Source organism: Bacillus sp. FSL K6-1284, from assembly GCF_038002625.1.
Classification (GTDB): Bacteria; Bacillota; Bacilli; order Bacillales; family Bacillaceae; genus Bacillus; species Bacillus paralicheniformis.
In genome coordinates, this window is the sequence record NZ_JBBOCW010000001.1 from 4,007,077 (window position 1) to 4,026,464 (window position 19,388).

Annotated in this window: 20 protein-coding genes; 6 read left to right on the top strand and 14 right to left on the bottom strand. The window is 46.7% G+C overall.

Annotation, left to right across the window (positions count from 1 at the left end; genetic code table 11):
- Positions 1 to 7 precede the first annotated feature (7 nt).
- Genes MHB72_RS20480 through MHB72_RS20490 form a run of 3 tightly spaced genes read right to left on the bottom strand, consistent with a single transcriptional unit; the run spans position 8 to position 2,489 of the window.
- Complete coding sequence (locus tag MHB72_RS20480) at positions 8 to 199, bottom strand: 4-oxalocrotonate tautomerase (RefSeq protein ID WP_020453317.1); 192 nt, start codon at positions 197 to 199, stop codon at positions 8 to 10.
- 14 nt (positions 200 to 213) lie between these two features.
- Positions 214 to 999 carry a 2-keto-4-pentenoate hydratase gene (locus MHB72_RS20485; protein ID WP_023857037.1) on the bottom strand — a complete coding sequence of 262 codons (786 nt, stop codon included), beginning with the start codon at positions 997 to 999 and terminating at the stop codon, positions 214 to 216.
- A 14-nt stretch (positions 1,000 to 1,013) separates the two neighbouring features.
- On the bottom strand, positions 1,014 to 2,489 hold the full coding sequence (locus MHB72_RS20490) for an aldehyde dehydrogenase (protein ID WP_025810619.1): 1,476 nt from the start codon (positions 2,487 to 2,489) through the stop codon (positions 1,014 to 1,016).
- A 201-nt stretch (positions 2,490 to 2,690) separates the two neighbouring features.
- On the opposite strand from MHB72_RS20490, the gene MHB72_RS20495 reads away from it, so the two are divergent.
- Both MHB72_RS20495 and MHB72_RS20500 read left to right on the top strand, forming a co-directional pair.
- Positions 2,691 to 3,470, top strand: coding sequence for an IclR family transcriptional regulator (locus tag MHB72_RS20495; RefSeq protein ID WP_020453320.1), 780 nt, complete (start codon positions 2,691 to 2,693; stop codon positions 3,468 to 3,470).
- An 18-nt stretch (positions 3,471 to 3,488) separates the two neighbouring features.
- Complete coding sequence (locus MHB72_RS20500) at positions 3,489 to 4,439, top strand: amidohydrolase family protein (protein WP_216919310.1); 951 nt, start codon at positions 3,489 to 3,491, stop codon at positions 4,437 to 4,439.
- Between the two features lie 42 nt (positions 4,440 to 4,481).
- On the opposite strand, the gene pta is transcribed toward MHB72_RS20500, so the two are convergent.
- Positions 4,482 to 5,453, bottom strand: coding sequence for a phosphate acetyltransferase (pta, locus tag MHB72_RS20505; protein WP_020453322.1), 972 nt, complete (start codon positions 5,451 to 5,453; stop codon positions 4,482 to 4,484).
- Between the two features lie 289 nt (positions 5,454 to 5,742).
- Here pta and hemQ point away from each other — a divergent pair, with 289 nt between their 5' ends.
- Positions 5,743 to 6,507 carry a hydrogen peroxide-dependent heme synthase gene (hemQ, locus tag MHB72_RS20510; protein ID WP_216919309.1) on the top strand — a complete coding sequence of 255 codons (765 nt, stop codon included), beginning with the start codon at positions 5,743 to 5,745 and terminating at the stop codon, positions 6,505 to 6,507.
- A 46-nt stretch (positions 6,508 to 6,553) separates the two neighbouring features.
- Here the strand turns inward: hemQ and bslA are convergent, their stop codons facing one another.
- A complete protein-coding gene (bslA, locus tag MHB72_RS20515) occupies positions 6,554 to 7,093 on the bottom strand; it encodes a biofilm surface layer hydrophobin BslA (RefSeq protein WP_023857033.1) in 540 nt (179 codons plus the stop codon).
- 422 nt (positions 7,094 to 7,515) lie between these two features.
- Here bslA and MHB72_RS20520 point away from each other — a divergent pair, with 422 nt between their 5' ends.
- Together MHB72_RS20520 and gerQ are read left to right on the top strand one after the other, a co-directional pair.
- Complete coding sequence (locus MHB72_RS20520; RefSeq protein ID WP_216919308.1) at positions 7,516 to 8,862, top strand: TrkH family potassium uptake protein; 1,347 nt, start codon at positions 7,516 to 7,518, stop codon at positions 8,860 to 8,862.
- Positions 8,863 to 9,089: 227 nt separating this feature from the next.
- Positions 9,090 to 9,626: a spore coat protein GerQ gene (gene gerQ / locus MHB72_RS20525; protein ID WP_020453327.1), complete on the top strand. Its 537-nt coding sequence runs from the start codon at positions 9,090 to 9,092 to the stop codon at positions 9,624 to 9,626.
- A 41-nt stretch (positions 9,627 to 9,667) separates the two neighbouring features.
- Here the strand turns inward: gerQ and MHB72_RS20530 are convergent, their stop codons facing one another.
- From MHB72_RS20530 to MHB72_RS20565, 8 genes are all read right to left on the bottom strand, one after another.
- Positions 9,668 to 10,813 carry an ABC transporter permease gene (locus MHB72_RS20530; protein ID WP_020453328.1) on the bottom strand — a complete coding sequence of 382 codons (1,146 nt, stop codon included), beginning with the start codon at positions 10,811 to 10,813 and terminating at the stop codon, positions 9,668 to 9,670.
- Between the two features lies 1 nt (position 10,814).
- Positions 10,815 to 11,939 carry an ABC transporter permease gene (locus MHB72_RS20535; protein WP_216919307.1) on the bottom strand — a complete coding sequence of 375 codons (1,125 nt, stop codon included), beginning with the start codon at positions 11,937 to 11,939 and terminating at the stop codon, positions 10,815 to 10,817.
- Between the two features lie 15 nt (positions 11,940 to 11,954).
- Positions 11,955 to 12,890: an ABC transporter ATP-binding protein gene (locus MHB72_RS20540; protein WP_023857031.1), complete on the bottom strand. Its 936-nt coding sequence runs from the start codon at positions 12,888 to 12,890 to the stop codon at positions 11,955 to 11,957.
- Between the two features lie 103 nt (positions 12,891 to 12,993).
- Positions 12,994 to 14,100 carry a sensor histidine kinase gene (locus MHB72_RS20545; RefSeq protein ID WP_145929966.1) on the bottom strand — a complete coding sequence of 369 codons (1,107 nt, stop codon included), beginning with the start codon at positions 14,098 to 14,100 and terminating at the stop codon, positions 12,994 to 12,996.
- 14 nt (positions 14,101 to 14,114) lie between these two features.
- Positions 14,115 to 14,753, bottom strand: coding sequence for a response regulator (locus MHB72_RS20550; RefSeq protein ID WP_216919306.1), 639 nt, complete (start codon positions 14,751 to 14,753; stop codon positions 14,115 to 14,117).
- A gap of 156 nt (positions 14,754 to 14,909) precedes the next feature.
- Positions 14,910 to 15,281, bottom strand: a complete 372-nt coding sequence (locus tag MHB72_RS20555) for a DUF423 domain-containing protein (protein ID WP_025810614.1) — start codon at positions 15,279 to 15,281, stop codon at positions 14,910 to 14,912.
- A 67-nt stretch (positions 15,282 to 15,348) separates the two neighbouring features.
- Positions 15,349 to 16,650, bottom strand: a complete 1,302-nt coding sequence (locus tag MHB72_RS20560) for a purine/pyrimidine permease (protein ID WP_023857027.1) — start codon at positions 16,648 to 16,650, stop codon at positions 15,349 to 15,351.
- A 38-nt stretch (positions 16,651 to 16,688) separates the two neighbouring features.
- A complete protein-coding gene (locus MHB72_RS20565) occupies positions 16,689 to 16,997 on the bottom strand; it encodes a YwdI family protein (protein ID WP_023857026.1) in 309 nt (102 codons plus the stop codon).
- 270 nt (positions 16,998 to 17,267) lie between these two features.
- Here MHB72_RS20565 and MHB72_RS20570 point away from each other — a divergent pair, with 270 nt between their 5' ends.
- Positions 17,268 to 18,650 carry an aldehyde dehydrogenase gene (locus MHB72_RS20570; protein WP_216919305.1) on the top strand — a complete coding sequence of 461 codons (1,383 nt, stop codon included), beginning with the start codon at positions 17,268 to 17,270 and terminating at the stop codon, positions 18,648 to 18,650.
- Positions 18,651 to 18,700: 50 nt separating this feature from the next.
- Here MHB72_RS20570 and MHB72_RS20575 read toward each other — a convergent pair whose 3' ends face one another.
- Positions 18,701 to 19,378 carry a uracil-DNA glycosylase gene (locus MHB72_RS20575; protein ID WP_020453337.1) on the bottom strand — a complete coding sequence of 226 codons (678 nt, stop codon included), beginning with the start codon at positions 19,376 to 19,378 and terminating at the stop codon, positions 18,701 to 18,703.
- Between the last annotated feature and the right edge of the window lie 10 nt (positions 19,379 to 19,388).

Here is a 19,388-nt window from a genome sequence, read left to right on the forward strand (position 1 = left end):
GCCTTCTTTAAGGTCTTAATTTTGAAACCGGTGTTCCGCCTATGCCCCAGTGGCTTTTAGGAATTTCGGTGACAAGAACACGGACGTTTTCCCTCGGAGCATCAAGGGTGGCGCTCAACGTTTCCGTCACTTTTTGAATGACTTCCTCGACCTTTTCAGGCGGCCGGCCTTCTAATAATTGAATATGAACGATCGGCATATGATCACCTCAGGTTATGATTGGACTGAAAATGATACATCTCCCAGTCCTTCTACTTGTGCTGAAACGCGGTCGCCCGGCTGCAGCATGACAGCTCCCGTTACACCGCCCGTTAAAATGATGCTTCCGGCCGCAAGCTTTTGTTTCTTCCTGGAGAGCATATTGGCGAGCATGGCCGCCGAATTTGCGGGATGTCCTACAACTGCTGCACCAGTGCCCTGCTCTTTGACCTCGCCGTTTATCACTAAAGAGACTTTTGCTTCATCAAGCTTGAAATGGTCCGGCATCTTCACTTTTTCACCTAACACCACCCTTGAAGATGACGCATTGTCCGCAATGACATCAGGCAGGGTAAATGAGAAGTTTTCATAACGGCTGTCAATCACTTCAAGAACGGGAATCAATTCAGCAACGGCTTCAAGGACCTTCTCCTTTGTAACACCCGGCCCTTCAATATCCTTTCCAAGCACAAAAGCAATCTCGGCTTCAACCTTCGGGTGAATCAGCTCGTTCATCCGGATGCTTCCGCCGTTTGGTACGATCATATCTTCAAAAATATAACCGTAGATCGGCTCCTCGACGTTCATCTGCTCCATTTTCGCCCGGCTTGTCAGGCCCATTTTCGGACCGATAATGCCGTTGCCATCCCATAATTTCAGTTGAATCAGTTCTTCTTGAATCGCATACGCCTCTTCGACGGTCAGCTCCGGGTAGTCTTTTGTGATTCTTTCAACCTCGCGCTTCTCTGTTTCAGCAAGATACAAGAGGCGCGCCGTATCCTTCAATGCTGTGGCATTCATCCGTTTTCCTCCTTTTACAGCTTGATGCAAATATTGGTTAATTCGCTGAAGAATTCGAGGCTGTGAATGCCTCCTTCTCGTCCGAGCCCGCTCTGTTTCATGCCGCCAAACGGTGTCCGAAGATCGCGGAGAAACCAGCTGTTGACCCATACCATGCCCGATTCGATTTGCCCGGCTACGCGGTGCGCCCGGCGGAGGTCGTTCGTCCATACGGTCGCGCTTAATCCGTAATGTGTATCATTAGCCTGTGCAATAACTTCCTCCTCTTCGTCGAACGGAATCACCGTCACGACCGGCCCGAAGATTTCTTCTTTGATGAGCCTGGAATTGCGGGAAAGTCCGGTGATAATCGTCGGTTCAAGAAAGCAGCCGGATTCCTGTCCTTCAGGGCGTTTTCCTCCGGTTAAAATAACGCCGCCTTCCCGTTTGGCCAATTCGATGTAGTTCATCACACGCTCGGTGTGTTCAGAAGAAATTAAGGCACCGATATTCGTATCCGGATCAAAAGGATCGCCGACTTTGAGCTCTTTCGTTTTCTCAACGAACTTGTTCAGAAATTCGTCATACGCTTCCCGCTCGACATAGATGCGGGAGCCGCTCATACATACTTCGCCCTGGTTGACGAAACTCGATTTCAATGAGATGCTGACGGCTTCCTCCATGTCGGCATCGGCAAAAATAATATTCGGGTTCTTTCCTCCCAATTCAAAGGAAAGTTTCTTTAATGTTTTCGAAGCAGCTTCCATAATGATTTTGCCGGTTGTCGTTTCTCCCGTGAAAGATATCGCATCAACATCGGGATGCTCAGAAAGCGCAGCGCCGGCGGAATCAGGCCCAAACCCGTGGACGATGTTGACGACTCCGTCAGGCATTCCTGCATCATGGCAGATTTCCCCGAGGAGCGTGGCTGTCAGCGGCGTCAGTTCAGCCGGTTTGATGACGGCTGTATTTCCCGCCGCCAGACAAGGCGCCAATTTCCACGTCAGCAAAAGCAGCGGCAAGTTCCACGGATTGATCAGCCCGACGACGCCGACCGGACGGCGGATCGCATAATTGATTGCAAGATCGTCAGTTTGATAAGCTTCTGTTCCGGCTCCTCTCATAAAATCCGCAAAAAAATGAAAGTTGAAAGCAGCCCGCGGAATATCTAAATTACTTGAGAGCGAAAGCGGCTTCCCCGTATCCAATGTCTCGAGCCTTGCCAGTTCGTCTTTACGCTCAAGTATGATGTCGCCGACCTTTCTGATGATCCGAATCCTTTCATCAGCGGTCATGTTTTTCCAGCGTCCGTTTAAAGCACGCCTTGCTGCCGCGACTGCAAGATCGACCTCTTTTTTGCCTCCTTCCGCAACGCTCCCGATGATTTCCTGTGTAGCCGGATTGATGTTGTCAAACGTACTGCCGTTCTCTGAAGGAAAGTACCTGCCGTTTATGTAGTGCTGACAGTCAAAAGGTTTTACGAGTTTTGCCGATGGGGTCTGAACATTCATATTCTACAAACATCCTCCTTTTCAAATCCTTTCCATTAAGTTAAATGATTTTAAACGACAAGAAAACAGCAATGTTCCTCTATGCGGAACAAATCAGACATTTTTTCCGAAAATTTGATATTTTCCGCTTTTTTATTTTTTAAATCATGTTATATTATGGAATAAAAGGCAACGAAAACAAGGGAGAGAGTTGAGGAACCTATGACTGTTGAGACAAAGGACCACCAGCTGCTCGGTTCAGTAAAAAATGCACTTCGTCTGCTTCAATCGTTTACATTAGAGACACCAGAAAAGAAACTAACCGAACTCGCCTCATCGCTCGGCCTCGGAAAAAGCACAGTATCGCGCCTTTTGACTACATTGGAAAGCGAAGGGTTTGTCATGAAGGACCCGGAATCCAGAAGATACAAGCTCGGCTTATCGGTTCTGAAGTTAAACACCATTGTCAACTCCACTCTTGAAATCAACCGCGAATCCCAGCCGGTCCTCAAACGGCTGACAGAAGAGACCGGCGAAACGTCGCATATTGCGATGCGACGCGATCTAAGCGTCGTTTATCTCAATCGGACGGAATGCCCCCGCCCTGTCGAACTTCTCTCATATATCGGGCGGCAAAACCCGATGCATTGCACAAGCTCGGGCAAGGTGCTTCTCGCCTTTGACGAAGACGGCATATTGGATGAGTATGTGAAGGAAGGCTTGAAAAGCTGTACAAAACAAACGATTACAGACGAGGACAAATTGAGGGAGGCGTTGAAAACCGTTAAAGAAAACGGGTTTGACGTCAGTTGCGGGGAATTCATTGATGGTGTCACATCCATCTCAGCTCCCATCAGAAACCACGCGGGCCGAGTGTTGTACGCCGTCAGTGTCGTAGGTCCGGCAGAACGCATAAAGGCCCGGCAGGCGAAAATCGCATACCAAGTGAAAAAAGCGGCCCGGGATATTTCCGAAAGAATCGGGTACTGGAAACGAATATAAAAATTGGGGGAATCGGCTTTGTATGATCTTCACACGCACTTTATACCGCACGATGTGCTGCTTTGGCTGGACGACAATGAAAAGAAGGTCCACGCCGTCCGCGAAAAAAAGGATGGCCGCCAAGCGGAGTTTTTGACGGTCAATCACAAATGGGGCTTTGAATTAAAAGAGCTGTTCTACCAGGAAGCTTTATATTTGGAAGCCCAGCAGGAAGCCGGCGTCTCACACTCATTGGTATCGCCGGTTCCCCAGCTTTTCCTTTACGATCTCGCCGAAGAAATCACAGACGAATTGTCCTTTGTATACAACAAAGCGCTTGCCGGATGGGTTAAAAAACACGACGGCCGCCTTTCAGGCCTCGGCACCGTCCCGCTGAACAGCCCTTTAAAGGCGAGCGAGCGCCTGAATGAAGCGATGAACAACGGCCTTAAAGGAGCGATTATCGGCCCCGGCGCTTCGCAAATGCTTCTCTCAGACGAAGCATTTACACCGTTTTGGGAAACGGCTGACAGAAGAAAAGCGATAATCTTTATCCATCCGCTCCTTTCTGAAGATCCGCGGCTTCGCCGCAGGATGCTGCCAAATTTGATCGGCGTTCCGTGGGAAACGACAATTTGCGCCGCTGATCTTTTGTTAAGCGGGTTTACAGACCGTTTTCGCAATGTGAAAATTCTGCTGGCGCACGGCGGCGGCTTTTTGCCCTATCAGATCGGAAGACTGGACAAAGGATATGACAAATGGGCCGGCGTTTCTTCATCGCTTTCGGCGCCGCCGCGCGAATATTTGCGGAAGTTTTGGTTTGACAGCGTGCTGTGGGAGAAAGAAAGCGCGGCATATTTGAAGAAGCTCATCGGAGAAGACCGCCTTGTTCCGGGTTCCGATTTTCCTTTTGACCTTTGTCAGTGGCCGCCTCTCGGTCCCGGTCGGAAAGGGGCGGAATCTCTGCTGAATGTAGCGATTGAAGCATAAAAAAAGGCGAACCTCTTCAGGTTCACCTTTTTCAAAAACAAATTACAGCGCTTGAACTGCCGTAATCAGCGCAAGATTATAAACGTCTTCAGCGTTGCATCCTCTGGAGAGGTCGTTTACAGGCATGTTCAGCCCTTGCAGAATCGGACCGACCGCTTCGAAGTTGCCGAGGCGCTGAGCGATTTTATAGCCGATGTTCCCCGCTTCAAGGCTTGGGAAAACAAATACGTTTGCATCACCTTTAATGACGGAGTCCGGCGCTTTTTTCTCGGCGACAGACGGAACGAATGCCGCATCAAATTGGAATTCGCCGTCCAGTGTAAGCTCAGGCGCTTTTTCTTTGGCGATCGCAACCGCATTGGCTACCTTTTCAGTTTCGTCTGATTTTGCAGAGCCTTTTGTTGAAAAGCTGAGCATGGCGACACGAGGGTCAATGTTGAACATTTTCGCTGTGTTCGCACTTTCGATTGCAATTTCCGCAAGGTCCTGACTGTCAGGCGCAATATTGATCGCACAGTCTGCAAATACATACTGCTCATCGCCGCGCGCCATGATAAACACGCCGGAAGTTTTCTTCACGCCTTCTTTTGTTTTAATAATTTGCAGCGCAGGGCGAACCGTATCCGCTGTTGAATGAGCCGCACCGCTGACAAGACCGTCGGCAAGCCCTTTATAAACAAGCATCGTTCCAAAATAGTTCTCATCTAAAAGGATTTGGCGGGCCTGTTCTTCCGTCGCTTTTCCTTTACGGCGTTCAACGAAAGCCTGAACAAGATCTTCCATTCCTTCGTATGTATGAGGATCGTATATGTCAACGCCATCCAGCGTCAAATTCAACCCGTTCGCTTTATCTTTGATTTCCTGCTCGTTTCCCACAAGGATCGGCTTTAATACGTTGTTTCCGGCCAAATCGTTGACAGCTTTGAGAATGCGCTCGTCCATACCTTCCGGAAATACGATTTTAACTCCTTTTCCTGCTACTTTTTCCTGCACTGTTGTAAATAGATCTGCCACTATATACCCTCCTTGAAAGTGTCACAAATACTTCATTTCTCTATTAAGCATACTCTTTTGTGATATAAATTCAATCCTTCTGTATTTTATTATAATGCTTTCACTTTTTAAACGCTTTTTTTAAATTAATTTAAGTGCGGCAGGGTTTAAACACTTCTATTAGTATATAACAGCCTTTCCCAGTTATACGACAGATCGTCACCTTTTGTTCAAATCTTCTAAACGGATAAAACGCGGCAAACTATGATATGATGAAGGCAAGTACATACAAATTGGGAGTGATTGCAAAATGAGCGAACAGCAAAAAACGAACGAAGCCGCCCAAACGCTTGACGGCTGGTATGCCCTTCACGATTTCCGGACAATGGACTGGTCCGCATGGAAAATGCTTTCAAGCGATGAGCGCCAGATCATTATCAGCGAATTTACAGGTCTTCTCGAAAAATGGGGAGCTGCTCAAAAAGAAGGAAACGGAAGCCACACGCTATACACCATCGTCGGCCAAAAAGCGGACTTCATGCTGATGATTTTGCGTCCTACGATGGAGGAATTAAATCAAATTGAACTTGAGTTCAATAAATCCAAACTCGCTGAATACACGATACCTGCTTATTCATACGTATCCGTTGTCGAGCTGAGCAACTATATGGGAAGCGGCGAGGGAGACCCTTACGAAAATCCGCAAGTGCGTGCGCGCCTGTACCCTGAGCTCCCGAACGCCAAATATGTCTGCTTCTATCCGATGGATAAAAGAAGATCGGGCGATGACAACTGGTACATGCTGTCTATGGAAGAGAGAAGAAGCTTGATGCGCAGCCACGGGATGATCGGCCGCGGCTATGCGGGCAAAGTGAAACAGATTATTACCGGCTCAATCGGATTTGACGATTATGAGTGGGGTGTCACGCTCTTTTCAGATGATGTGCTCCAGTTCAAAAAGCTCGTCTATGAAATGCGCTTCGATGAAGTAAGCGCCCGGTACGGTGAATTCGGTTCATTCTTTGTCGGCAACCGCCTCGCAAATGAACAGCTGCCTGCATTTTTGCATGTGTAATGATAAAAAGCTCCAAAGACCTCGGTCTTTGGAGCTTTTTTGCCTATTACTTGCAGTTACACGGCTGTGTAGGCGGAGTCGCCCTTTTTTGCACCTCGATTGAAGATTCGGCATAGAAAGTCGATCCGAGCCCCAGCACTCTGTTCTCCGCCCGGAATGTATACTTTCCTGCGGCAGGCAGCGTTTTGTTTGCCAGCACAAGCTTAAACTCCGCAATACCCAACAGATCAATTGTAAGCGGCAGCCTTACCGTTTTTCCGTTATTCAAAATTTGCCCTGTAGTCAACGCTCTTCCGTTCACGGTATCTTTCGTTGTTGCGGAAAATCCCGACGGCAATGTAAATTCAACCGTTCCCAGCGCCAGGATTGAATTCGGACGATACGTCAGCTCAATATCCGAGAACGACCACTCCTGTTTGCTGGCACCTGTTATAGTCGCATACAAGGAAGCGTTCGCAGCCGGGCGGTAGACAGATTCAGTTTTGGTTGTTTGAGCGCTAGCCTGGAACGAAGGCAGAAAAATCGAAACCATCATCACGAGACTAACCGCCAAGATTGACAATTTAGAACGATACATTCTTTTCAACACAGCAATTCCCCCTAGTCATCATTTTTTTCATCATTCGTCATGACGAAAGCGTACAAGAAAGGCAACATCAAGCAACGCCTTCTTCCCAAAGCGCCGGCACTTTGGTGATTCCTATTAAAAACTACCATTTTTTCAACAGGTAGTAAATGTTTTCCATGTCATATTTTTAAAAGAAATGCAAAATAATAGAATTTAACCAGGCGTTGCTCCTCTTGATTTTCTTCGCTGTTCTTTAGTAAAGGACAAAAGACCCGTCCGCATTCCTTCTCTTCATTCTCCTGATTTTTGTTGACAAACGGTGTATCTGGCTGTACATTATTGACATTATTGAAACATGACCATCTGCGTTTAAATTTGAAATCACCTTGCTTTTTCTCCATTCATGTTTTGACTGAATGGATGAAGAAAGGAACGAAAAAATGCCTAAATTGGTTTCTTCAAATCTTGTAAAAGGTAAGATCATCAATATTAGTCCGCCGCAGACGCTGGCGCTCAGTTTCTTGATTATCATTGCCATCGGCGCCTGTTTATTGAAGCTGCCCGGCGCCTCCACTACTTACATCTCATGGGTGGATGCTTTATTCACGGCCACCTCTGCAACTACGGTAACGGGGCTTGTTGTTGTCGATACAGGGGCAGATTTTACGGTTTTCGGACAAACAGTTATTATGTGCCTGATTCAAATCGGCGGACTCGGCTTAATGACGTTTGCCGTCCTCGTCATCATGATGATCGGCAAAAAAATCGGCCTGCAGCAGCGGATTCTCGTTCAAGAAGCATTTAACCAGACTTCTTTAGGCGGACTTGTCCGCTTGGTCAAGCATTTGTTTATTTTCACCATTGTTATAGAATTTGTGGCATTTTTGATCCTTTCGATCAGATGGGTTCCTGAATACGGTTTGCAAAAAGGCTTGTTTCATAGTTTGTTTAACACGATTTCAGCCTTTAACAATGCGGGGTTCTCCCTGTGGCCGGACAACTTGTCTCAATATGTGGGCGACCCGATTGTCAATATTGTCATCACAGGCCTTTTCATTACAGGGGGTATCGGCTTTACCGTTCTGCTGGATTTATGGACAAAGCGAAACTTCCGGACATTATCGCTGCATTCCAAGCTCATGATCGTTGGAACATTGATCATCAATACGACAGCCGCCTTGCTGATTTTTATTTTGGAATACTCGAATCCAGGTACGCTCGGCGGACTGACTTTAGCCGACAAAATGTGGGGCGCTTACTTCCAGGGTGTGACACCGAGAACTGCCGGATTCAATACGCTTGATATCGCCCAGATGACAACGCCGTCCCTCCTGTTAACCATCGTTTTGATGTTTATCGGAGCCGGAAGCGCGTCAACAGGAAGCGGAATTAAACTGACAACGTTTATCGTGATGATCTTGGCGACGATCACCTTTTTAAGGGGAAAAAGCGAGACGGTTGTGTTCAAAAGGGCGATTAAAATGAAAACCATTTTAAGAGCTTTGGCCATCATTGTGATCAGTTTTTTATTCGTGCTTTTCGCATTATTTATATTGACGATCACAGAGAATGCTCCATTTTTGGAAATCGTCTTTGAAGTATTTTCCGCTTTTGGAACGGTCGGCCTCTCGATGGGACTGACACCTGATTTAACGACCGCAGGCAAAGCGGTTATCATGATGATGATGTTTATCGGCCGCGTCGGGCCTCTCACTATGGCGTTTACACTGGCCAAGCCGAAGAAGGCGCCGATCCGCCATCCTGAAGATGAAGTGATCACAGGTTAATATGCAAAAAGACCGCTCTTTTCACGAGCGGTCTTTTTGTTTTTCTCTTTCCAACATGATGTGTCGTCATATTCCATCCCGCCCGTTCATACTGTAAAAGGGATGGGAAATATTGATCTATCATCTTGAGTCTTTTACAGCCGGATCGTCTTCATAGCAGCACTTTATCATTCCTCATGTATGGACGGTAGGCATGACTTTGACACAATGAAATGAGGAGGAACGAGATGAAATTTAAAAAAAATCAGATTCAGCCGCTTCAGGAGCTTGAAATGCCGGATTTCCGGCAGCAAATGGGGCCCAACCCTTATCCGCAGATGGGGCAGATGGGGCAAATGTACCAGCAGCATGGACAGCAGCCTTTCACCCAAACGGGAGGGCAGCAATCGTATCAGCAGCCCGGCCCACAGCTGTTCCAGCCGCAGCCGGCAGGAGTCCAGGTCCCTCCGATGCCTTCAGCACAGCAGACTTCACCGAGTATCCCCGGCATGCTGCCGCTTGAGCAATCCTACATTGAAAATATTTTGCGGCTCAATCGCGGAAAAGTGGCAACCGTATATATGACATTTGAAAACAATCCGGAATGGAATGCGAAAGTCTTTCGGGGAGAAATTGAAGCAGCCGGCCGCGACCACATCATTTTAAGCGACAGAAAAACAGGCACACGCTATTTGCTGCTGATGGTGTATCTTGACTATATTACGTTTGATGAGCCGATCACTTATGATTATCCGTATTCAATGGCCTCATATACCCCAAGATAAAGGTTCGGTTTCATTAAAACCGAACCCTTTTTTTATAGATATTAAGCAAAGTTTCTCACATCATTATTACGTTTGAATTTGTAAATAACGATGAGGAAAAAGACAGCAGCGAAAGCAAACAGGATCATGATATTCAAATACAGACCTTGAAGCTGCTGTCCCTCCTGCAATTTTGCCAGCGTATCCAGCACCCACCGCTGCGGAAGAAAGTCCGCGATACGCTGTGCGAAAGACGGCATGATTTCAATCGGCCAAAAACATCCGGACAGCATGATCGTCGGCATAAATATTAAATTTCGCAATACCCCGGATGACTTAGAGCTATTTGCAAAGACGACGGTGATCAGCGCCAGGCCGACCGCGCTTAGCGCAAAAATCAACAGCACCGCTGCCATCTCCCAAAATGAGATGCCAGTCTCCATCCGGAACACATATTTCACCATTATCAATGTTAAAAAGATTTGGCATGCGATGACAGACATACTGACGGCCACATTGGACATAACGTACTGTCTTGCCGTTATCGGTGTGGTCAAAAGCCTGAAATACGTTCTGTTCTCTTTTTCCTTCACTAACAGTTCGGTCAAGCTTCCCGCTGAAAAAAGCATCGCCATCAGAAGAAAACCGACCGTTCGCTCCGTCATGTTTCTATTTTTCGCCGTGTCTTCAACCGTATATGTTTTGACACCCGTTTCAGAACTCCGGTAATTTTTATACATTTCCTCAAAACGCTTTTCATTCCCCTGCGCCGATTTGCCGATTGCGGCGATATTATCAATGTAATGATAAACATACGATTTCACAAACCCGGTGATTTCAGCGCCTTTGACAGATGCAATGGCGATATGAGCCGGTTCTCCGCTCTGCACGCTTTGAGAAAAGCCTTGTTCAAACGTAATGACGCAATCAAGCTCCCCTGACGCAATTTGACTTTTCCCTTCTGCTTCACTGACCGCGCTGATGTTGACATTCTCGATCCCCTTCAAAAAATCCTTAGTATCTTCGGCGATTCGTCCGCCGTCATGATTGATAATTCCGACGCGCAAATCTGTCTTGTCCATGCTTCCCTCTGTTAAAAGCGATACGAATATGCCTAGCAAGGGCAGACATACGAACAGAAAGATATTGATTTTCTTTTTGAAGGTGACATTCAGTGTGTTTTTGACAAGCCATAGCATTTCTTTCATCTTACAGCCCTTCCCTTCTCTGCAATGAGACAACGGCAATCAGCAGAAATAACAGGGATAAACCGATGTTCAGCAAGATTACGGGCAGCCCCGCCGCTAGATCGTCCGCAAATATAATGTTCATAATAGCTTCGTTCGTCCATGTGAGCGGAGACAGGTCTTTGATCAAAGCTAAAACACCTTCCGCACCCTCGACAGGAAAATAAGCGCCTCCGAAAAATGCAACTAGCGGAATCAACACGTTAATGATCGCCACTGCCGCTTCCCCCGTTCTCGTCAAATAACTGACGCCAAGGCCGAGGCATACGGCAAACAATACGATGCTGAACAGCACGGCCGCCACAAGGGCGAGATGATCTCCCCAGTACGCTTTAAATACGTATTTGCTGAATATGACGACGGCAAAAATACACAATCCGTTTGTCACAAGATTGCCAATCAGCTTGCCGGCAAAAATCTCGCCTTTATGAACCGGCGCCGCGATCAGCCGGTCGGCTGTTTTTCCAAGCCGCTCTCCCCTTATTAAATAACTGGCGCTTAGTGCACTGTAAAGCGCGATCAGAGTGGTCATGGTAACCGCGTAATAATCCATGGAGTTGGGCTTTCTGTCTGAGCTGAGAGACGTCTCCTTGATATAATGGTCGCCAGGTATGTCCCCGAGCACGGCACCCGCTTGCTCAGGAGCGGCTTTGATGATCTCTTGTGCGGCATTGTACCGGTTTGCAAACGCGGTCAGCATTCCTTGAATAATGCTGTTTTTCATACTGTTTTTATCCATTTGGTAAAGCTTGATGCCGCTGTTTTCGATCTCAAGGTAAGCATCGTAGTTCCCTTGTTTGATTTCTTGTTTTCCATCCGTATCAGACAATATTTTTTTAAAATGAACGCCGGATGTTTTCGCTTCTTTTGCGAATGTTTTAAAACCTTCCGAAAACGCTCCGTCAACCTTGTCTTTATACAGAACATGAACCTCGCCGACCGCTACTGTTTGCTGATCGAAAGCGTTCGTCAGCGCGGTACCTAAAATCATAATCAGTACAATCGGAAATGCCAGCATAAAAAGGAATGTCCGCTTGTCCCGAAAAGCCGATACAATTTCTTTTTTCGCAATGATGAGTGTATTCAAACCATGGCCCCCTTTTTAATCGCGCAACTGTCTTCCGGTCAAGGTCAGGAACACGGTTTCCAAATTAGGCGCTTTTTCTTCCAATGAACGAATCTCGGCCCCGTTTTTCATCAGCTTCTCAATAATCTGGTTTAAATTATTGACACCTGCATCCGAGTTGATTTTGATCGTATTGTCTTCAAGAGCAGCCGCCTCCACGCCGCTGATCGTTTTCAGTTCGCCGATATCGACATTTTCCGCCGATTTAAGAACGACCTGAATATCTTTCGTGTTGGTAATGATCGATTTCAGCTGCTCCTTCGTTCCTTCGGCGATAATTTTTCCATGATCCACGATGGCGATCCGCGTACAGATCTCCTCAACTTCTTCCATATAATGGCTGGTGTAAATAATCGTGCAGCCCATCGCATTTAACTTTTTGACGGATTCCAAAATATAATTTCTCGAATGCGGATCAATTCCCACCGTTGGTTCATCCATGATGATCAACTTTGGCCTGTGGGCGATCGCGCAGGCGATATTGAGCCTTCTTTTCATTCCGCCTGAAAAATTTTTCGGGAAGCTTTTATGCTTATCGCTTAAACCGACGAACTGCAATGCTTCTTCCACCCGATTGCGCAATTGGGCCCCGCGGAGACCATAGAGTCCGGCGAAAAACTTCACATTTTCATATGCCGTTAAATCCTCGTAAATGGCCAGATCCTGCGGGACAATGCCGATATTCATCTTGGCGAATTTGCGGTGTTTCGCAATGTTTTTTCCGAGAATCAAAATCTCGCCTTCATTGCATCTCAGCAAACTCGAGATCATGTGAATGGTCGTGCTCTTTCCGGCCCCGTTTGCGCCGAGCAATCCAAATATTTCGCCCTCTTCGATCGAGAGTGATATATTGTCGACGGCAACGAAGTCGCCAAATTTTTTTGTTAGATGATGGATTTCCAATACATTCATGTTCTCACCTCATTTTGATTTCATTATAAAAAAAAGATGAATGGTGCGGCAGTGCAGCATTTCATCTTTTTCACATGAGAAAATTCATATTCAATTCATGAAATCATTCATGCTTGGGCAGCAAGGTGGTGACAGAGAAGCCGTTCGAACCGTCAACAATCACCTTTCCGTTAACAGAAGCGGCCCGTTCCTCCATCCCGATGATCCCCATCCCTTTCTTGATTTTCTGCCGCCCTTTTCCATTGTCTTTCACTTCGGCTTTAATGAGCGTATTCAGCACATGAATATAGATGGATACATGTGTCGCTTCTGCATATTTCACCGAGTTTGTCAGTGCTTCGGTGATATTTTCAAACATAATCTTCCACTGAATTTGAGAAATAACATCCAAATCGCCTTTATGCAAAAATGAAATATTCATATGATACCGCGCCGAACATTCATCGATAAACAGCTTCAATCTATGGATACCCATCTGTTCTGAGGGCGGCTTGACGCTTTTTAACGTCAATCTGATATTTTCGATCCCGTCCTTGGAGATGTTAATCGCGTTTTGCAGGAGCTCGGAAGCTTTTTCCTTGTCTATGTCAAGGACGCGCTTCGCCGCTTCGAGCTGAATTAGCGCTCCTGTCATGGAATGGCCGATTTTATCGTGTATTTCCTGGGAAAGCCGGTTCCGCTCCTCAAGCTTATACGTATATTCGGATTGTCTGATAAACTCTTTGTTTTCCCGCAGCATGTTTGTTACCTTCTCCAGGTCTCTTCTCGTTTGATCGATATGATGTTCAAGCTTTTCAATCCGCGCTGCATCTTGGCTTGCCGCCCAGTACAGCAAAAATTGAAAAGCGGCTGTCAACGCGTAGACCGCTGAGATGCTTTCATTGATAAACAAAACCGGAACGATTGAAGCGGCAAGTACCATCCACTTCGGCAGCCCGAAATCAGCTGCTCCTTCATACAGGCTAAAAGGAAGAAATAAAATAAATAGGGGGTGCACCTCGGCATAAGAAAAAATTGAAATGATGACAGACATAATAATAAAAAGCTTTTTTATTTTTCCTTCAGGTAAAATTGCAATCCCGAGGTTGATACAGGCGTAAACAAGAATGCTGAACACAAGCCACGGCAGATTGTCAATTTCCGAAGAAACGCATTGATAGATGATAAATCCCAGCAAAATCAGTTTGCCGGTCATAATCCGCAATTCCATGGTGATCCCCCAGATTAAAAGTTAACTTTTCCAGTTAAATAATAAATTGCGATTTGCGTCCGGTGTTCAAGCCCTGTTTTCCCCAAAATCGAGGAAATATAATTGGCAATCGTACCTTCAGAAATAAACAGTTCTTTCGATATTTCTTTATTGGACAGCCCTCTGGCAATCAGGGCCATAATTCCGAGCTCGCGTTCGGTAAACAGGCTTTCGTCTATTTTGGATTCCGCTTCTTTATGCTCCGCCAAATTGGATTTAATCTTGTCGAGGATGATATCCTGCATGACAGTATGACCGTTGTACACGCTTTTAATTGCGTCTCTAATTCGCTCAGGATCGGCATTTTTCAGCAAATATCCTTTTGCTCCGTTCCGTATTGCAGCGACGATGTATTCGTCATCATCAAACGTTGTTAAAATAAAAGGCTTGGCGCCCGTTTCTGAAATGAGCCGCGCAGCTTCCACTCCATCCATGTTGGGCATGCGGACATCAAGCAGTGCAATATCCACAGCTTGGCCGCGGCAAAATTCGACCGCTTGCAAGCCATCCTCCACCGTCGCCAGCACTTCACATTCATCATAAGTGCTCAGTATGATTTTCATACCCTCTCTTATGAATGAATTGTCATCCGCAATGATCACTTTAATTTTCATCTTTGAACGGAGACCGGTCCTCCGCCATGCACATCCCTTCTGTCAAAATGCAAAAGCCGGGTCTTTCGCCCTGTTCATAACATTAAATTACCATGAATCAGCCCCTGTTAAAATAAAAAAAAGCCAATCCTTTCAGGAGATTGGCTTTTTAGTAAGCTACAAGTATTTAACAGCTGATACAACAACCATGATCCATGCGGCAATAAACGCCACGCCGCCCAGCGGAGTAATCGCACCGAGGACGCTGATTTGCGTAAGGCTGAGGACATATAAACTTCCTGAAAATAAAACGATTCCTGCAAACATCAGCCAACCTGCCGCAGTTACGCTTCCCGCATCTGTAAGCTTTGATGCGATGAGCGCGACGGCAATTAAACCGAGCGCATGATACATATGATACTGGACGCCGGTCTGCCAGATTTGCAAATATTTCTCGGGAATTTTCCCTTCAAGACCATGAGCTCCGAACGCCCCTAAAGCAACTGCAAGCATCGCATTGACAGCACCTAAAATTAAAAATAATTTCACGATCAAATCGCCCGCCTTTCTTTTATCATCATAGCGCACACGCCTTTAATTTCAACGTTTGCACATCTCATGACACGATATTGTCAAATTTCTTTTTCCGTAGCTGCATCTGTTCCGCAGCAATCGCTACAATTGTTCCAAGGACAAGCCCATTGCTTAAAATGGAAACAAAAACAGGATGCATTCCTTCCAAAGCACTTTCAGGTACAAACATGACCCCCACGCCGGCAAGGAGCGCAATCCCGGTAACAAAACGGATGCGGCCTGCCTCGTCCTTTTCATAAGAATCGAATTCGGCAAATGCCAGGCCGACCATCGTTGAAAACACGACGAAGTTCACCGCAAAGCCGACCGGAGACGGCAGGCTGGCAAAAGTATTCATGACCAGCGGGAAAAAGCTGATGACGATCACGATCAAACTCCCGAGCAAAAACGGTTTTTTCGAAGACATTCTCGTCGTTTGAATAAACCCGGCCGCCCCGGATATCGGCACCGTGCCTACAGCTCCGAGCAATCCGCTCAGCAAATGGCTGACGGAGGCGATAAATCCGGCAGGACGTGCCCGCCTCCTCTCCTCCAGCTTCTCAAACTGTCTGACCGCTCCTTCAACCACCCGTATGCTGGCGAGCATATTGACGATTAACAATACTGTAATAAATAGCGAAGTAACGACTAATCCGCTGTCAAACAGCGGCATTCCGAACGGAAAAATATCCGGAAGGCGGAACAGCTGGTTCGCATGCTCAGGCGCCTTCGCCACGCCGAATACGGCAAATAAGACCCAGCCGCCGAAAAGCGCAATTAAAATTGAATATTGCTTGAGAACCGGAATGTTTGACCGGCTCATCAGAAACGTAGCCAGCATGACCACAACCGCCAGCAAAAACACGGGTATATCGACCTCGTTTTTCCGGTAGCCGATCCCCATGACACCTTTAACGATCGGATCGCTAAGCTGGATGACCAGCAGCAGTAAATAAATGCCCGTCACAACAGGAGTAAACATCACAGCCAGCTTATCAATAACTTTAAATAAACTAAAAATAAAGAAGAAAACCGCGCTTAGCAGCATCGCTCCCTGCAGCCCCTGAAGCGTTTCAATATGAGTCGCAAATACGGTCCCTGTAAGACCGGAATAAATCGTGTACACGCCCCACCAGAGGCCGGCCGGACTCTCATTAATCGGCAGGCGGTGTCCCAATAAACATTGGATAAAAGCCGTTGTGCCGAGCACGAAAAAAGTGCTTTGAACCAGCCCTGCGGTCTCTGCCTGGTTCAGCCCGAATGACTGCCCGATTGCAATGGGCACCACGATTGCGGCCGCAATAATAAATGCCGTCCATTGTAAAGCCCCAAAAAGCAGTTTCAAGTTGATCAACCTCTCTTTTTTAAAACAGCCGACGGCGCCTAGAAATCAAAAATAGAATCTCCGTTGCCGTCATCTTCGTGCTTTTGTTTCTCTTGTTTTTTGTATTGTTCAGCACCGGCGCTCCCCATCATTTTTTCTAGCATCAGCTGGTCGCTCGATGGTTTATTGGCCGTTTGAACATAGGGTGAAGACTGGACGGACGGCCGCTGCTGCGGTTCAACAATGACGTCGCAAAGGGAGCGGATAACCGCGATGTGCATTTTCAATTCATTTTCCTGGCTGCATTCCTTTGCTTTTTTCAATTCGTCCTCCATCTTCTGCAGCAAACTTGATATATGTATGTTCATCAAATCGATCCTCCAAACCGTTTTCAGTTTCCATTTCATTTTACCAAATTAACTTCTCCCGTGCCGAATGCACTTTGCAAATATCCATTGCGAAAAATTGCCTCTCCTGCTGTGAAATATCACCTTTTGCACTTTTAAAAAAGATATCTGCAGGCAAACGCAGGTGGAAAACGCCGATTTATTACGGCTAAAAGTTGACAGCTGAAAAGGCTGTCACACATAATGAAAAAAAACTTCACTCGAATTTCTAAAAGCGAAAGGAATCAGGGAATGGCAGAACGTACACCCTCCATCGAAACGACCGTTACCGAGCAAAAGCGATATTTTTTAAGCGGGGCAACACTCGCTGTTGAAAATCGTCTGGAACAGCTCAACATTCTTAAGAATGCTGTAAAAAAATATGAACGGGACATACTCGAGGCCCTTCAGAAAGACCTTAATAAATCAGAGCACGAAGCCTATATGACGGAAATCGGCATTGTACTGGAAGAAATCCGCTTCATCAGCAGACGATTAAAAAAATGGGCCAAGCCGAAAAAGGCCAAAACGGCCGTCTCGCACATCGGTTCAAAAAGCATCGTCATTGCGGAGCCTTATGGCACGGTCCTGATCATCGTGCCATGGAACTATCCGTTTCAGCTTGCTGTTTCGCCTCTGATCGGCGCACTTGCTGCGGGGAATACGGCCGTCATCAAACCGTCAGAGCTTGCTCCCGCCGTATCCAGCGTCATATCCAAGATGCTTAAAGAAATCTTTCCCCCCGAATATGTATCCGTTATTGAGGGCGGGGTGGAGACGAATCAAGAGCTTTTGCGGCAAAAATTTGACTATATCTTTTTTACAGGCAGTGTTCCCGTGGGCAAAGTCGTCATGGAAGCCGCAGCAAAACAGCTCATTCCAGTCACACTTGAGCTTGGCGGAAAAAGCCCCTGCATCGTGCACAAGGATGCTGATCTTAAGCTTGCAGCTCAAAGGATTGTTTTCGGAAAGCTGACAAACGCAGGACAGACGTGCATTGCGCCTGATTATCTGCTCGTACACAAAGATGTGAAAAGCGGGCTGTTGCACGCTCTGAAGCAATCGATCCAAACATTTTACGGAAAAGCGCCGGAAAGCCATCCGGCGTACGGAAAAATCATAAGCGAACGTCATTTCGAACGGTTACTCCGCTTTTTACACAACGAGAATATCGTAACAGGCGGAACGTATCAAAAAGACGCACTTAAAATTGCTCCGGCCATTATCGATGAACCCGACTGGGAATCGCCGATCATGCAGGAAGAGATTTTCGGGCCGCTCCTTCCTGTCATCGGCTATGAAACAATCGAAGACGTTATCCAAATGGTTCAAAGCCGCCCTAAACCGCTCGCGCTCTATTTGTTTACGAATGAAAAACCGGTACAGAAGCACATCCTCAGCCGGATTTCATTTGGCGGGGGATGCATCAATGACACGCTGATGCACACAGCCACACCTTACCTCCCCTTCGGCGGCATAGGCGAAAGCGGAATCGGAAGTTACCATGGGTATCACAGCTTTAAGACGTTTTCCCACGAGAAAAGCGTTTTAAAACAGACAAACCTGTTTGACATTTCATTCCGTTACCCTTCATCAAAAAACGGGCTGCGAATCATCAAAAAACTTCTCAGGTAGATAGGAGCCAGACAAACGAAGAACCGCTTATTTTAGCGGTTCTCGCGATTTTAAAGATTCGGAAGGGACCAATCAATCGGCTCATCACCGATTTGTTCCAAATACTGATTGGCTCTTGAAAACGGTCTGCTCCCGAAAAACCCGTTTCTAGCCGAGAATGGGCTCGGATGCGGCGACTGGATAATGAAATGCTTGGATGTATCGATTCGCTCTTTTTTCATTTGGGCATGCCGGCCCCAGAGAATAAAAACGACCGGCTTATCTCTTTTGTTTAAAACATCTATGATACTGTCTGTCAGCTGTTCCCACCCTTTTCCTTTATGCGAATTTGCCTGGCCCCGTCTCACAGTCAAAACGGTGTTCAGCAGCAGAACGCCTTGCTTGGCCCAACTGACGAGAGAACCGTGATTAGGGATGTCGGCGCCAATGTCATTCTGCAATTCTATAAAGATATTTTTCAAAGAAGGCGGCGGATTGACACCGGGTTGTACGGAAAAGCTTAAGCCATGGGCCTGCCCCGGGCCATGATACGGATCCTGGCCGAGAATCACGACTTTAACATTTTCATAGGAAGTATAATGCAAAGCATTGTATATATCGTTCGGTTCAGGATATACGGTGTGCTCTGCATACTCCCTTTTCAGCATTTCCCTCAGTTCTTGATAGTAAGGCTTATTAAACTCGTCCTTCAGCTGCTGCCACCAGCTGTCATTCAAAATCTGTTTCAATGTTCAGGCC